Here is a 15,078-nt window from a genome sequence, read left to right on the forward strand (position 1 = left end):
CGCATCACAGGCACTACGCAGTGGTTGACGATCTTTCGCGTTCAGCGAGCGCAACAAACGGCGCAAGCGCCGGATTCGGATTATCCGGGCGGTAGGTCACTGCCACGTCGAGAGTTGGTTGCTCACCGGCGATCTCACATAGATGGACACCCGGGATGCGGAGCATCCGCGCTCTGCCCTGGGGGATCGGCGCAATACCCACCCCGTCCGAGACGGCATACAGCACCTGCTCGTCGTCGGCCTCGAATCGAACGATGCTGGGCGCCCCGTTTGGCCAAAGTTGTTCGAGCGTACGCAAATACATCCCCGGGGCGTTGGCCTCCGGCCAGAACACAACGGGGACATCCACCAGATCTCCGAGTTCGAGCGTCGCTCGATCTCCGAACGGATGATCCACGGGAACAGCGACCAGGATAGGTTCGGTATCGAGGACGATCAGGGGAAGTTCTCGATCGTCTTCATCGAGCGGCGGGCGAACAACCGCGATGTCGACGGCTCCGGTTCGGACGAGGTCGACAGTCTGCGCCGAAGTGCCACGATGAACGACAACTTCGACGCCCGGGTAGAGCCTTCGATAGGTGCTGACCAGATCCGCGACTGCGCCGCCCGCCCACGAACGGGTGTACGCGATGCGCAGTTCTCCGTCCACACCGCGCGCGGCCAACCGAATTCGTTCGACCGCCCGGTCCGCACACCCGATCAAAAAGCGCGCCTCTCGTACCGCCACCTTGCCGGCTTCCGTGAAGGTGAACTGCGGACCCCGACGATCCACCAGCGGAACTCCGAGTTCGCGCTCGAGAACCTTGATCTGCTGACTGAGGGCCGATTGCGCGACGTGGACGTTCGCAGCGGCTCGAGTGAAGCTCCCATGATCCGACAGAGCGATCAGATAACGGGCACGCTGCAGGTTCATACGGCGATTATAAGAAAAACAGATGGTGGTGTCACTACTTGGTCTTGGACACGGCATCACCTGAGGTCGGAGGATCGAGTTCACGTTGATCCACCGTCTGTCTCCCGAAAATTGTCACCCGAACGATCACAAGGTTGCACATGAATCCCCGAGCACTCACTGAACCTGCAACAGACGCGAGGCTTATCGACGCCCTCGCAGAGATCGTCGGCCACACGCATGTCCTTACCGATCCCGAACTGATCGAGGGCTTCACACGTGACTGGACGGGACGTTGGATCGGCGACGCGATCGCGGTCATCCGCCCCGGCAACACCTCGGAAGTGTCTGCGGTTCTTCGAGCATGCTTCGACGCGGGGGTTCCCATCACACCGCAAGGCGGCAACACCGGACTGGTCGGTGGTGGGATCGCCTCGGCTGGGTCCGTGGTGCTGAGTACCAGACGTCTGGAGACGATCGAAGCCGTCGACCCCATCGGTCGGACAATCGCAGCCGGCGCCGGCGTGACCGTTGCTCGCGCCGACCTGGCCGCATCTGCACACGGTCTCCGCTTCGGAATCGATTTGGCATCAAAGGAATCCGCAACACTCGGCGGCATCGTCGCAACCAACGCCGGTGGGACGCGCATGGTCCGATACGGAAATACACGCGCACAGATACTCGGTATCGAAGCCGTGCTCGCGGACGGTTCGGTGCTGAGTAGATGGACTCCACTCGTCAAAGACAATGTCGGATACGATATTCCAGGACTTCTCGCCGGCAGCGAGGGAACGCTCGCAGTCATCACCAAGGTCCTGATGAAGCTGGTCACCCCGGCGACCGACACCCAGGTCGTGCTCGCGGGTGTACGCGAAGTCGATCAAGCGCTTCATTTGTGTAATCGCGTGCGTCAGAGCGGATTGACCGTCGAAGCCGCCGAGATCATGACCGACGACGGCATCTCCCTCGTCTGCGCACACACCGATGCCCGTCGCCCGTTCGGCACCCCTTCACCGATGTACACACTCATCGAGGTGTCATCACCGCGCGAAACGGAAGAGTCGCTCCTCGAAGTACTCTCCGACTCTGCCGACCTCATCGAGGACGCGACGGTCGAGCCTGGGCCGGCTCGAAAACTGTGGACTCTGCGGGAAAGCCATACCGAAAGCATCAGCGCGTCGTCGACGACGCCGGTAGTCAAGCTCGACATCTCCGTCCCCTTGTCCGTGATGGGAATGTTCATCGACAACCTCCGAGAAAGCCTGGCACAACGATTCCCCCTCGTGCGGCCAATCCTGTTCGGGCACTTCGCCGACGGAAACATTCATGTGAACCTTCTGGATGCCGAGCCGAGGGTCGCACACGAACTGACCGATATGGTGTTCCGACTCGTCGCCGCCCACCATGGAAGCATCAGCGCCGAGCACGGGATAGGCCGCGCGAAGTCGCCGTGGATATCGCTGGGGCGCACTGAAACCGACATCGCCGCAATGCAGTTGATCAAATCGTCCTGGGATACCCGTGGAATCCTCAATCCTGGAATACTGTTGCCGGAAAAAGTCGGGTAAGCAAAAGGGGTCTCATGCAGGATCTTTACGTCGTCACTCATCCTCATGCCGAACACACAGCGCAGGACGTAGTCGGCGGTTGGCACAATTCGGTTCTCACCCCCGCTGGTCGGCGCGATGCAGGTTTGATCGCCGAAGCACTGAAACGACGACGCACCGGAACTTCGCGCGCGGTCCGCATCACCTCGTCCGACCTCGAACGGTGCACCGAGACATCCACGATCATCGCCCGGACACTCGATGCTCCGGCGACAACAGACACTCGATTGCGCGAAATCAGCTTCGGAGAAGCCGAAGGACGCCCGAACTCGTGGCTGGCCCAGCGCCAGGTCCCGGCCCCTGACAACAACCGCCTCGATCACCGTGGCCCCGTTGCCGGTGCCGAGACCCGCCGCGACATCGCAGCAAGGGTTCACGAATGCATGCGCGAACTGATGGACGATCTCGATCACGATCACATCGTCGTAACCCACGGCTTTGCACACACATTCGTCGTCTCCGCCTGGCTACAGATTCCCGTCGACGCCGCAGGATTTGCGACCTTCGCGACCGCCCCGGGTGCAATCACACATCTCCGACACGACGACTACTGGCGCAACCGAACCCTCGCGCAACTAGCTGATACGACGCACCTGGACTGTGGCACGATGGCCTGATGCGCCATGTCTCCGACGACGAACGCCGTGCTCGCATAGGAGTACGTCATGCGCTGGAGCCAATGTTTCACGTCGATTCGCCGGAAGCTGCCACGCGGGCGATGACGGTACTGCACGCCACCGAGTCAGCGACGGTCTATCTGTCTTGCTGGGCGAGGGTTCGGTCCGTGGACGCCGCCGACGTCGACCGCGCCCTGTACGACCAACGCAGTCTCGTGAAGCAATTGGCAATGCGCCGCACACTCTTCACCTTTCCCTGCGACTTGCTGCCGGCCGCGTGGTCGAGTGCGTCCGCCCGCGTCGCGAACACCGAGCGGGCACGAATGGCCAAGGATGTCGTCAAGGCCGGACTCGCCGTCGACGGCAACGACTGGCTCGATCGCGCACGGACGGAAGTGCTGAAGTTGCTCACCGATAGGCCTGAAGGGCTTTCAGCGGTAGAGATTCGTCAGGCCGTGCCGATGATAGACGTCAAGGTCGAGGGTTCGGCAGGTGAAATCTGGTCGGCACCCAGGGTTCTCACGCATCTCGGGGCGACCGCAGACATCATGCGCGGCACCAACACCGCACGCTTCCCCGTCTCACGCCCACTGTGGACTCTCACTCGACACTGGCTCGACGACGCCCCCGTCGATCTCGAATCTGCAGACGGCTATCGAGAAATAGTCCGCCGTTGGCTCTACACCTTCGGACCGGGCACGGTAGACGACATCGTCTGGTGGCTGGGCTCGACGAAGACGGTCGTCCGGGCCGCCCTCGCCGAACTCGACGCCGTTGCAGTCTCACTCGACGGAGGCGACACCGGCTGGTTGCTACCCGATGACGTCGCCACGGTGCCTGATCCAGGTCCTTGGGTGGCACTCCTACCGGTGCTCGACCCGACGATCATGGGGTGGAAGAACCGTGACTTCTACCTCGGCCCGCACCGCAACCAACTCTTCGACACCCGCGGTAATGCCGGCACCACCGCTTGGGTCGACGGTCGCGTCGTTGGGTGCTGGATCCAAGACGAAACCGGTGTGGTGCACGTTCGATTGCTCGAGACCGTGTCAGCTTCTGCGCGACGTTCTCTCGATGCCGAGGCGGCGCGCCTCACCGAGTGGCTGGGCGGCGTCAGAATCGGCACGGGGTACGTCTCACAGGCGATGAGGCACGACGTTCCCGAACCTCCCGCCGGCACTAGTGCCCGGTGATAGCGTCAGATACCGATTGCCAGATCGTCGATGTCTGCGAGCGTGCCGCCGTTTTCGAGGATGCTCGTGTAGTTCCGAAGTCTGTTCTGATCTATCTCGGTAGTGCTGACCCCTCGCTTCCAGTACCCGAAGACAACTACATCGTCCTTCGCCAGGCCGACTGTCTTGCGGAAATGCGCTCGAATGGCTCGCATCTCGTCCCGTTCCCCGGCACCCCACACCGCGTAGTCTCCTGGGTTTTCGAGTTCGACGGCGTACTCGGCGAGGCCATCTTCGACATGGTGCAGCTCGAGGCCGGGGATCACGGGTAGTTCCGCGAAAGCCTCGGCGTCACCGGTGGCGACCCAGCCGACGCCGGTCAGTCCCTCGGGCCACTGAAGCAGAATCGAATAGAGGGCAGGTATCGCGGTATCGTCGGCGAACAGTGCGACGCGGCGCCCGGCGATCTCGGGAACGAGGAAGTGCGGGCGAGGACCGGTGAGTGAGAACGTGTCACCCACACGCAGGTCGGCGGCCCACCTCATCATCGGGCTGGTGTGGCCGTGCAGCACTACGTCGAAGGTCATCGAACTGCTCGGCGCGTTGCAGGTGCGCACCGTGTAGACGCGAGAGACGTCGCCGTACTGCGGACCGAGCTGGATGCGAAATGCGACGTTGGGCCGCAACCAATTCGGGTCGTCCGCCGACGAAGTCAACTGGACGGCGATGCGCAAGATGCTCTCGGTCGGCCGTTCGACGCGTTCGACGACGGCAACCACGTCGTTGAGACCGCGGTCGTGGTCTTCTCCGCGTGGCGCCTTTGCCGACGCAGACGTTTCAGTTTCTTCAGGTCGAGATGCGGTAGTCATTGATATCTCCTGATCGGTGGTTCAGTTGTGGACGGGTAGCTGACTGACAGGTCTTCGATCACGCGGAACAACAAGTGGCCGTCCGGTTTCCGGGTCTTCGAGAACCAGCGCCTCGAGGTCGAAGACTTCGCGCAGTAACTCAGGGGTGAAGACGTCCGAGGCACTGCCCTGCATGACAATTTTTCCGGACCGCATGGCAACTACGTGCGTGGCATATCGGGCCGCGAGGTTCAGGTCGTGCAGGACCGCGACCAATGTTCGACCGGACTGGTGGAGTTGGGAACAGAGGTCGAGAACCTCGATCTGGTGGGCGATGTCGAGAAAGGTGGTCGGTTCGTCGAGCAACAACACCGGGGTGCGCTGCGCAAGCGTCATGGCGATCCATACCCGCTGACGTTGTCCCCCACTCAGCTCGTCCACCAATTGGTCTGCTGCATATCGCATTCCGACTTCATTCAGGGCCTCGGAGACAACATGCTCGTCTTCGGGTGACCACTGGCGCAGCATGCTCTGATACGGATATCGGCCGCGGGATACGAGGTCTGCGACACTGATCGCTCCAGGCGAGAGCGGGGACTGTGGCAACAGGGCGATTCGCCGGGCGACTTCTTTGGTTCGATAGGACCGAATATCGTTACCGTCGAGCACAACACGACCCGATCGAGGTGTGAGCATTCTGCCGAGCGCACGCAACAATGTCGACTTGCCACACCCGTTCGGTCCGACGACGACGGTGAACCCTCCATCGGGGATCTCGAGACTCAACTCGTCCACGATGGTTCGATCGGCGTACCGTAGTTCGATCTTCTCGGCGCGCAGCCGCGATGTTGGGGTGGCAGTAGTCATGAATCTCTTTCGTAGCGAGTTTTTTCAGGCCTGACGAGCGAGCAGCCAGATCAGATAGGCACCACCGAGCAGACTGGTGACGAGACCGACCGGAGTGCGGAGACCGACCTCGACCGCTTGCGCGATCAAGTCGGCGCCCGCCAGCAGAACTGCGCCGAGGAGGAAGGAAGTCGCGACAAGAACACCGCTGCGCCGTGCCAACCGTCGTGCGATCTGGGGAGCGGCGAGCGCCACAAATGCGATGGGGCCGGTGGCCGCGGTCGCCGCGCCGGTGAGCGCGACCGCAAGCAGAATGCCGGCAAATCGGTATCGCTCCACGGAGATCCCGAGCGAGGACGCTGCGTCGTCGCCCATCTCCATCATGGTGACGCGCCGGGACACCACGACGAGAGCAGGAACGAGAACACCGGCGGCGATCGCAACACTGACCGCGTGTGGCCAACCGCGCCCGGTCAGCGAGCCGGCCGTCCACTGCTGCACAACGGTGGCGTCGTCGATATCCGCACGCACCACCAGGAACGACATCACGGCGCTCAGCATCGCGCCCACGCCGATACCGACCAGGACGAGTCGAAGACCGCCGCTGACTCCGTCTTTGCGTGCCAGCGCGTACACCAGAAGCGCCGTCAGCATGCCGCCGAGAACAGCGGCGCCCGCGGTCTGCAGTACCCCGCCTCCGAAGAAGACGATCTGAACCACGGCTGCAGTCGCAGCGCCGGTGGTGAAACCGATGATGTCCGGCGAGCCGAGAACATTGCGCGAAAGCGTCTGGAAAACCGCGCCGGCCACACCGAGGCTTCCGCCCACGCCGATCGCCGTGATCAGCCGCGGCAGCCTGCGATTCTGGACGGACCGAACCGCCGCTGGGGCGCCTTCGCCGTGCAGGGCACGCCATACTTCACCCAAGGACAGATCCAGGGTTCCATACATCAGCGTGGCAAACGAGAGCGCCGCCAATGCCGCACTGATTGTCACGGCTACGAACAGCACTCGCGGAACTATCCGCCACGAGTACGGCCCGATTCGAACCACCCAACCGCGGAACAGCGGTGGAACCGGCTGCGCTGCAATCGCGTTCACAGCGACGCCACCCGCCGCGAGCGAACGAGCGCAACAAACAAGGGTCCACCGAGCACCGCCACGGCGATCCCCGTCTGCAGATCTCCCGGCGCGGTGGCAACGCGACCGAGAACGTCGGCCAAGAGCAGAAATGCCGGGGCGACAACGAGCACGCACGGCAGAAGAAATCGCAGATCCGGCCCGACGACGCCGCGCACGATGTGCGGCGCAGCCAGGCCCACGAATCCGAGCGGTCCAGCCGCCGCAGTGGCGGCCCCTGCCAGCAGGATGACTGCGACAGCGGATCCGACCCGTGCGGGTCCGGTGCTGGCACCGAGCCCTTTGGCGACATCCTCGCCGAGCGCGATTGCGTTGAGTGGACGAATCAGCAACAACGACAACACGATACCGACGATGACGAAGGGCAGAACAGTGACGATCACGTCTCCGCCGCGGCCTTGCAACGAACCCACTGCCCAAAATCGGAACTGATTGAATGCGGCCTCGTTACTGATGAGAACCATGCTGGTGAGAGCCGTGATCGCCGTCGCAACAGCGGCACCGGCAAGCGCCATGCGCGCTGGGGTCGCGGCGCTGCGATGCGCCGACCCCAACATGTACACACCTACCGAGGCAACGGCCGCGCCGGCAAGCGCGAACCACAGATAGCCGCCGACCGAAGTCACCCCCAGATAGGCAATCGCAATCACGACTGCTGCTGATGCTCCGGCGTTCACACCGAGTAGTCCCGGATCGGCCAGAGGGTTGCGGGTGATCGACTGCATCAGCGCGCCGGCCAGTCCGAGCGCGGCCCCGACCACAAGCCCGAGAATTGTTCGAGGCAAACGTGATTCGATCACAATCAGGTGCTCGTTGTTACCGGCGTCGTAGGAAAGAACTGCATCGAGGACAGTGGAGACGGGGATGTTGCGTGAGCCGATGACGAGTCCGCCGACGGATGCCAGCACGATTACAACGATGGAGACGAGGACCAACAACCCCGCACGCGCGGCCGTCCCGGACCGCAGTGGCGCTTCGGTCCGGGACTGCGCAGAAACGCCCACGCGGTCATCCACCGAACGTGGACACCAGCGACTCGACCGTCTGCTTTGCACTGAAGTAGTCGAGACGGAAGGCTGCCGTTCCCATCGCGTATACCCGATCACCCTTGACCGCAGGTTGATTCGCAAGGAGCGGGTCGGCCGCGAGTTGCTTCTCCACGTCCTTGGGCCCCATCGAGACGGCAAACAGCGTCTGCGCCCCGTCTAGTGCGGCAGACATGTTTTCGGAGCTGACGATCGCGACGCCGGAGGCACCCCGCTTGTCCGGAGCGACAAACTGCTCGGCGGGCTCGGCATAGGTGAAGCCGAGCGAGGCCAGCAGATTGCCCTGCGGGCTGTCGGCTCGGAACGTCCAGACACCGTCGGCACCCATGTAGACCAGTGCCGTCACCGGCTGCTCGGGAAGTTTGATCTTCGCGGCTTGGGTGGTGACCCAGCTGTCGTATTCGTCGACGGTTTTGGCGGCCTCGCTCTCGAGTCCGGTGACAGTCCCGAGCTGATCAGCGAGCTCCTCCCAGGAGCTGGCGCCGTAGTCGAGAAGAACAGTGGGTGCGATGTCGCTCAGCTGTGAGTAGGCATCGAGTGTCGAGTCGCCGCCGTTAGCGGAGCCGATGATCAGATCGGGCTCGAAGGTCTCGATCGCGTCGAGGTCCAGCTCGAGATTTCGGTAGAGCACCGCGACGCCACGATCAGCCGCCACGCCCGACCACTGGGAGAAAAACCCCTGGTCATCGGTCATTCCCGACGGCGTTGTCGCCGCACTCGCGACCACCGGCGCTCCGATCGCAAGCAGCGTGCCGGTCAACGACGGCGAGGTGGACACGATCCGAGTCGGCTTTGCAGTGATCTCGGTACTACGGCCGCCGTGATCGACGGTGCGCGGCCAGCCCTCGGTGGCCCCGGAGGTTTCCTGGGTGCCCTCGGTTCCGGTGTCACTACCTGACGAATTCGAGCAGCCGGCAAGAGCGAGGGCGACGACCGCGGCGAGTACTGCCGCCGTCGGGCGTAGAGATCTGCGCATGAGTATGTGGCTTTCTGAAGATACGAGAGTGCGCCGCTGCGAACGCAGTCGGCAGAGGTAAAGTTAGCCATACTTAAGTCGCAAGGGTTGTCCAGGAGCGCCAACGTGTTACCACTATCGGGAAGGTCGGACGCAATCGACTTGGGGCCGATCCGCGCCTGCCGCACCGAGCCAAGCATCGGCCGCTCACCGCTGTTGTTCTGGGTTCTCGCAGGTAGTGGACGCGTCAGGACCGGATCGACCGTCTACGAGGTGCCGGCGGGCGAGTTGCTGTGGATCCCGGCGGGCGTGCGATATTCGATGGAGACGGACTCGGAATCCGTCGCGTTTCCCATCCTGCTTCCGCCCTCGAACGGCGTCAGCGCCGGGCCGGCTACCGTGACGCGTCTGCGCGTTCCGCCCGGATGGGAAGACAGACTGATCCACGAGTTCGTTCACAACCTGGGCTATCTGCGCGGCGACGCTGCACACCCGTCGTCCTTGTTCGAAATGATTACCCGGGCCGACGACGGGGCCACCTCGCTGCCGCAATTGCCGCAATCACGGGAAGCGTTCGAGATCGCGCACGCCCTGTTGCGAACACCTGGCACCGACGACACCGAGGCACAATTCGCGAAGCGTGCCGGGATCAGCATTCGAACGCTCCAGCGATACTTCGTGGAAGAAACCGGCCTCACCTTCACGCGCTGGCGGCTTCGAGCTCGGATCGCCGCGTCGTTGGAGTACCTGAAGCAGGACCGCGAGATCGGTTGGATTGCAAACGAAGTCGGCTTCGAAACGGGCAGCGGATTCACGCGTGCGTTCCGGTCCCAGATGGGAGAGAGCCCGAGCGACTATCGCCGCCGGGCCCTCTCCGGTCCAACCGATCGCAGCGTGGACACCGACAACGATCAAGCATTGGTCCGCATGCTCGCAGAGCCCAGGCAGCCCGGGGAAACAACGCCGCCGATACCGGCCAATGCGACGTGGCCGCGCGTCAACGGCGCCCACGTCGCCGTATGGGTCTACCGAGGCCAAGCCCGGGTGGACGTCGCGGACCGCAGTTGGGAACTGCGCACCGGAAAGGCCATGATTCTTCCTGCAGGCGTCCTCAATACCGTCACGGTTCCGACTGGTTCACTGCTTCTGCCGCTCGGCTTCCGTTCCTCGAACGGGTCGACCGTATCTGCCGACGCCCTCGAGACCGTGCAGTTCTCCCCCGCTGACGAGTTGGCATTGCTGCACACTTTCGTCGCCGCATACACGCCCTTGCGCCCGCACGGCCACGACAGTTCCGCAGCATTCGACATCATCGCCACCGGCCCTCTTGCACAACCGGTTTCGAACACCTCGCCCGCCGATTCGATTGCCACACGACTGGCAGCGACGATCGCCGCCCGGCCGGCCGACCCTCGCACTCTGGACGAGTGGGCGCAAGAGTTCGGTACCGACGCGGCCAGGCTGCGCCGGGAGTTCCGTATCGAAACCGGCACCACGTATCCGCAGTGGCGATCGCTTTCACGGATGACCCAGGCACGCACCCAACTCCAACTCGGGGTTGCACCCGGCACGGTGTCGAGGAACCTGGGTTACGCGCACCTGCCCGCATTCAGCCGAGCGTTTCGCACTGCGCACGGGATCTCACCGCAGCGCTTCCAAGCCCAGTCCGTCGAACGCGCCCTCTGGTTACGTTCTGTGCCGCGCGCCGCGGAGCCGAGCGCTCGGGTTCTTCACACCCACTGAACGAGTTGCCACACGATTCCGTTGGGGTCGACGAACTGGCAGTAACGCTCACCCCACGGTTCCGTCTCCGGCTCGGTGACGACGGAGGCACCTTCAGCAGCGATGCGGGCGAACTCGGCGTCGACATCGTCGACCACGAATGCAATGAGCAAGCCTTGACCGGCCGGACCTGCGACGAAGTCGGGCTTGAACGTCCCGAGCCCGGTGCGCAGGAAGACCACGTTGACCCCGGCATCCGGATGATTCAGGGAAACGAAGCCGTCATCGGCCATGGCCTCGGTGAAACCGAAATGGGTTGTCGCGAAGTCTGCCGATGCGTCGGTGTCGGCGACGTTCAAGGACAGAGCAGTGCTGGTGATTTTCATCGTGGGCCTCCCATGATCGATAAACCTTATGCAGTGCATACAGTATGCACCGTATAAGGTATACCACCGTTGAGGTATTCCCGATTTCTGGAGACGACTGATGGCCCGCGAACTGATCGACCTGCTCTGGCGCGATCACCCCCTCGCACCGAAGGGTGGCACCCGCGGCCCGCGAGCGAAGGTCACCACCTCACAGGCGGTCGGCGTCGCGATCTCCGTCGCGAATACCGACGGCCTCGACGCCGTGACGGTCCGCCGATTGGCCGCCGAACTCGGAATCTCGGGCATGGCGGTGTACACCCACGTCGGATCCCGCGACGATCTGCTGGTGCTCATGGTCGACGCCGTACACGGACACAGCCCACTCCTGCCGTACGGGAACATGACCTGGCGCCAACGTGTGCGTCGGGTCGCCGAGGAAGAACTTGCCCTCTATACGGAGCATTGGTGGCTCCTGGACATCTCCGATCAGCGCTCCGCGTTGGGTCCGGGAACTATCGCGAAGTACGACCACGAACTTCACGCCTTCGACGGCACGGGACTGACCGACGTCGACCGGGACTCCGCCCTGACATTTGTCGCCGACTTCGCCCGATCCTCGGCGCAAGCGCGGCGCCCTGACCCCCGAGCAGCCGACATGGCCGAGGTGTGGTCGTCCTGGAACCAGCGTCTGGCTGCTTATCTCGGCGACGACTTCCCGCTGGCGCAGCGAGTCGGAGGGGCGGCCGGCGAGGCCAAGAACTCCCCGTACAGCCCGAGGCGGCCTGGGAGTTCGGGCTGGACCGGGTACTGGACGCCCTGGACGGCCTCATTCACATCGAATGACATTCCTGCAATTCGTGGGAGACAATGTGTCCGTGCAGCGTTTCGGTTGGTCTCGACGGTCCGACGGCGACCCTTCGTTGTTCGAACCGCGAGAGCTGTTGCACGCCTACGAGAATCGATCGACCCGAGAGATACGAGATTCCGGCGAGCTTCTCATCGAGATTCCGCTGAGCGACGCGAGCATCGTCGAGATCACCGTTCTTGATGCCTCTGCGGGCTGGATCGACTCCCGCGTGCGAGGACTCTGCAGTTCACTGGACAAGATCGACCGCCGGGCTCAACGCGTACTTCGAGGGGGATTCAGCATCGGCTGGATCGAACTCGAATCGGAGCGCCACGGCGTCATCGACTACTGGGAAAACGGGGTCAACAACGAATACCCCATCTCCATCGTGTGGAACGGAAACTCCTGGGAAGAAGCGGCAAGCACCTAGCCTCGAAATCAACGGCATATATCCGCGAAGACGGGGTAGACGAGTAGATACCAGCGGCACATCGACTCAACTCCAGGCGTGGTGGACAATGTTTCTCAGCGACCAGTCAATTCGTCACCACACCCGCCGTTTCGGAGCAGCTCTGTCGCCTTCACACAAGTGGCCTCCGCCCACCGAAACACAGCGCATCGCACGCTGGAGTGAGCGGTCTGAGATGCTCGGCGCGCTGTCGGTACTCCTGTTCTGGGCTTTCGGCTTCGGCATCCTGCTGGGCGTCGGCGCGCTCACAACAGGAATCTTCGCGCTCCGACGTCACCCGAAGAAGTCTGGCGGGCATCTGCTCTCGAATGCCCGCCAGCTGCCATGGGATGCAATAGTCGGCCTCTTCACCGGATTCATCGGTCTGGCACTGAGCGGCTGGTTCTTCGTGGTGGTCCTACCCAACATGTAGCCCTCTGCTAGCCGAGTCCGTTCGCGGAGGTGGCCAGCGCTCGGAGTTCACGTCGGAGGATCTTGCCGGTAGTGGTGAGCGGCAAGCTGTCGATGAACGTGATCTCCCTCGGGTACTGGTAGAAAGCAAGGCGACTTTTCACGTGGGTCTGCAACTCCTGACGGAGCTCCTCCGAGGAGTTCGACCCCTCGGACAGTACGACAAAAGCGTGAACCGCTTCGCCGCGCAACGGATCCGGAACACCGATGACACCTGCCATGGCTACCTCGTCGTGCGAGAGCAGGCACTCTTCGATCTCTCCGGGGCCGATTCGGTACCCCGCGGACGAAATGACGTCATCGGCACGTCCCTGGTACCAGAAGTTCCCGGCGTCATCAGTCCGACCCAGATCACCGGTGTGAATCCAACCGTCGTACACCTTTTCATCGGTCTTCGACGGCTGGTTCCAATATCCGAGGAACTGTCCGGGATTGCCTGCCTTCACACAGATCTCGCCTACCTCACCAATCTCGACCGGCTCGCCGAGCGGATCGAGTAGGGCGATTTCGAAGCCGGGAAAGGCCCGACCCATCGAACCGCTGGCGGGGTTCCACTTCGAACGCGAAGTCCCGATGGTCAGATTCATTTCCGTCTGCCCGTAGAACTCGTTGACAGCTACGCCGAGAGTGCTCGCAACCCAGGCTTGCAGCGCGTCACCGAGTGCCTCACCACCGGTTCCCAATGCCCGCAGCTGAATACCACGCGCAGCAGTCTTGTCGACGCCGATGCTTCGCATCTGCTTGAGGGCAGTGGGCGGAATGAAGGCGCCCGTCACCTTGTGACGGCTCAGAATCTCGACCGCACGCGAAGGCGTGAATTTGTCGGGCGTCGCAACTACGGGGCACCCCAACGCAAGTGCGGGGAACAGTACGTCGAACAAACCACCGATCCAGGCCCAGTCTGCCGGCGTCCAGAAGACGTCTCCCAGCTGCGGAGCATTGTCGAACGCCGTCCGCATACCGGGCATGTGCGCCAGGAGAATTCGGTGCCCGTGGAGCGCGCCTTTCGGATTCCCGGTCGTCCCTGAGGTGTAGATGATGATGGCATGTGAATCGGGGCCCGTGGCTACCAGTTCACTACTTTCTGCGGCATCGTCGACGAGGCTGTGGAAATCGAGGATTTGCACGGGCGTCGAATCGGAGAGCCGATCGAGCCTTCCGACCACGATTACGGCTTCGAGACCCGGTATCTCACCGATTCCGTCGGCAACTCTTTCATAGCAGTCCTTCTCGACCACAAGAACTTTCGCGCCGGAGTCACGCATCCGATGTACTAACGCATCCGATCCGAACTTGACCGAAAGCGGAACGGTGACCATTCCGGATCGGAAGGCGCCCAGATGTGTCGCCAGAACCTCGATTCCCTGTGGGACCATCACACCGACGCGATCGCCTGAGACCAGGCCGAGATCCGCGAGCACGGTCGCGAACTTTCGGCTCATCGTGGCGACTTCACCGAATGTGTACCGCGCCCAGTGCCCACCGGTGTCTACGACGAGGGCCAGATCATCGGGATTCTGTACATCGACACATGCGTGCGCAATGTTGAAGTGCTCTGGCACAGCCCATTCGAAGTGTTCTGCTTCGAGGTCCTGCCACCATGACATATGCCGCCGAGAACTCACCGAGCACCCACTTCGAGGTCGAGGGAATGGGTCTCGCCTACCAGGAATGAGAATTCGCCGGAGAAGACAAGGTCTCCGTCTTGGTTGACGAGTGAGCCTTTCGACGTCACGATCGCGGTCTCACCGTCCGAGCGAGGGCGCACCGACAGCACTTCCGACACCGCATGCACCGAGTCGCCGAGGTAGGTCGGCCGGTGGAATCTGACCTGATCGAGCCCGTAGAAGCACTGCAGGTAACGGGGGTCCAACTCCACCAGACCGAGCAAGGTGGACAACATGAGGGCACCGTGGGCGATCTGGCGACCGAAGCGCGTCTGCTGCGCGTAGTCGGGGTCGAGGTGAAGGGGATGGCGGTCCCAGGTGAGGTCGGCGAAACTTCGCACATAGTCTTCGGTGACGACCCGCGGGTCCGTCACCGCAATGTCTCCGACAGAGATCTCTTCGAAACTCTTTGTGATCATTGAAGTTTCCTCT

Annotated in this window: 15 protein-coding genes and 1 pseudogene; 7 read left to right on the forward strand and 9 right to left on the reverse strand. The window is 62.7% G+C overall.

Annotated elements, in window-relative coordinates; all coding sequences use genetic code 11:
* Window positions 1-13: 13 nt before the first annotated feature.
* Window positions 14-913 carry a LysR family transcriptional regulator gene (locus EHW12_RS28460; RefSeq protein ID WP_125052346.1) on the reverse strand — a complete coding sequence of 300 codons (900 nt, stop codon included), beginning with the start codon at window positions 911-913 and terminating at the stop codon, window positions 14-16.
* A gap of 140 nt (window positions 914-1,053) precedes the next feature.
* On the opposite strand from EHW12_RS28460, the gene EHW12_RS28465 reads away from it, so the two are divergent.
* Genes EHW12_RS28465 through EHW12_RS28475 form a run of 3 tightly spaced genes read left to right on the forward strand, consistent with a single transcriptional unit; the run spans window position 1,054 to window position 4,309 of the window.
* Complete coding sequence (locus EHW12_RS28465) at window positions 1,054-2,460, forward strand: FAD-binding oxidoreductase (RefSeq protein WP_125052348.1); 1,407 nt, start codon at window positions 1,054-1,056, stop codon at window positions 2,458-2,460.
* A gap of 14 nt (window positions 2,461-2,474) precedes the next feature.
* Window positions 2,475-3,116 (forward strand): histidine phosphatase family protein, encoded by a 642-nt coding sequence (locus EHW12_RS28470; protein WP_058226800.1) that lies wholly within the window; start codon window positions 2,475-2,477, stop codon window positions 3,114-3,116.
* A complete protein-coding gene (locus EHW12_RS28475; protein WP_125052350.1) occupies window positions 3,116-4,309 on the forward strand; it encodes a winged helix DNA-binding domain-containing protein in 1,194 nt (397 codons plus the stop codon). The genes EHW12_RS28470 and EHW12_RS28475 overlap by 1 nt, the downstream gene beginning before the upstream one ends.
* Before the next feature lie 5 nt (window positions 4,310-4,314).
* On the opposite strand, the gene EHW12_RS28480 is transcribed toward EHW12_RS28475, so the two are convergent.
* From EHW12_RS28480 to fepB, 5 genes are read right to left on the reverse strand one after another with little or no spacing between them, the layout of a single operon-like run.
* Window positions 4,315-5,157 (reverse strand): siderophore-interacting protein, encoded by an 843-nt coding sequence (locus EHW12_RS28480; protein ID WP_042448187.1) that lies wholly within the window; start codon window positions 5,155-5,157, stop codon window positions 4,315-4,317.
* A 21-nt stretch (window positions 5,158-5,178) separates the two neighbouring features.
* Window positions 5,179-6,003, reverse strand: a complete 825-nt coding sequence (locus tag EHW12_RS28485) for an ABC transporter ATP-binding protein (RefSeq protein WP_003943123.1) — start codon at window positions 6,001-6,003, stop codon at window positions 5,179-5,181.
* Between the two features lie 24 nt (window positions 6,004-6,027).
* A complete protein-coding gene (locus tag EHW12_RS28490; RefSeq protein WP_125052352.1) occupies window positions 6,028-7,083 on the reverse strand; it encodes an iron chelate uptake ABC transporter family permease subunit in 1,056 nt (351 codons plus the stop codon).
* On the reverse strand, window positions 7,080-8,126 hold the full coding sequence (locus tag EHW12_RS28495) for an iron chelate uptake ABC transporter family permease subunit (protein ID WP_241199070.1): 1,047 nt from the start codon (window positions 8,124-8,126) through the stop codon (window positions 7,080-7,082). The genes EHW12_RS28490 and EHW12_RS28495 overlap by 4 nt, the downstream gene beginning before the upstream one ends.
* Before the next feature lie 4 nt (window positions 8,127-8,130).
* Entirely contained in the window at window positions 8,131-9,144 is a 1,014-nt protein-coding gene (gene fepB / locus EHW12_RS28500; RefSeq protein ID WP_007735706.1) for a Fe2+-enterobactin ABC transporter substrate-binding protein, read from the reverse strand.
* Between the two features lie 105 nt (window positions 9,145-9,249).
* Between fepB and EHW12_RS28505 the strand changes: the two genes are divergently transcribed.
* Window positions 9,250-10,866, forward strand: a complete 1,617-nt coding sequence (locus EHW12_RS28505; protein WP_125052356.1) for an AraC family transcriptional regulator — start codon at window positions 9,250-9,252, stop codon at window positions 10,864-10,866.
* On the opposite strand, the gene EHW12_RS28510 is transcribed toward EHW12_RS28505, so the two are convergent.
* Window positions 10,854-11,231, reverse strand: a complete 378-nt coding sequence (locus EHW12_RS28510; RefSeq protein ID WP_054826725.1) for a VOC family protein — start codon at window positions 11,229-11,231, stop codon at window positions 10,854-10,856. The two genes, EHW12_RS28505 and EHW12_RS28510, sit on opposite strands and share 13 nt — an antisense overlap.
* Window positions 11,232-11,331: 100 nt before the next feature.
* Here EHW12_RS28510 and EHW12_RS28515 point away from each other — a divergent pair.
* The 3 genes and pseudogenes from EHW12_RS28515 to EHW12_RS28525 all read left to right on the forward strand — a co-directional run bounded on the left by EHW12_RS28515 (window position 11,332) and on the right by EHW12_RS28525 (window position 12,941).
* A pseudogene (locus EHW12_RS28515) lies at window positions 11,332-12,056 on the forward strand (TetR/AcrR family transcriptional regulator C-terminal domain-containing protein).
* The gene (locus EHW12_RS28520; protein WP_125052358.1) at window positions 12,053-12,490 is read left to right on the forward strand and encodes a hypothetical protein; all 438 of its coding nucleotides are present in this window, start codon (window positions 12,053-12,055) and stop codon (window positions 12,488-12,490) included. Before EHW12_RS28515 ends, EHW12_RS28520 begins: the two are co-directional and overlap by 4 nt.
* A gap of 88 nt (window positions 12,491-12,578) precedes the next feature.
* Entirely contained in the window at window positions 12,579-12,941 is a 363-nt protein-coding gene (locus tag EHW12_RS28525) for a hypothetical protein (RefSeq protein WP_241199071.1), read from the forward strand.
* 7 nt (window positions 12,942-12,948) lie between these two features.
* On the opposite strand, the gene EHW12_RS28530 is transcribed toward EHW12_RS28525, so the two are convergent.
* Window positions 12,949-14,586 carry an AMP-binding protein gene (locus EHW12_RS28530; protein WP_125052360.1) on the reverse strand — a complete coding sequence of 546 codons (1,638 nt, stop codon included), beginning with the start codon at window positions 14,584-14,586 and terminating at the stop codon, window positions 12,949-12,951.
* Between the two features lie 14 nt (window positions 14,587-14,600).
* On the reverse strand, window positions 14,601-15,065 hold the full coding sequence (locus tag EHW12_RS28535; RefSeq protein ID WP_003943225.1) for a MaoC/PaaZ C-terminal domain-containing protein: 465 nt from the start codon (window positions 15,063-15,065) through the stop codon (window positions 14,601-14,603).
* Window positions 15,066-15,078: the final 13 nt, after the last annotated feature.

The organism is Rhodococcus sp. NJ-530, from assembly GCF_003860625.1.
Classification (GTDB): domain Bacteria; phylum Actinomycetota; class Actinomycetes; order Mycobacteriales; family Mycobacteriaceae; genus Rhodococcus_F; species Rhodococcus_F qingshengii.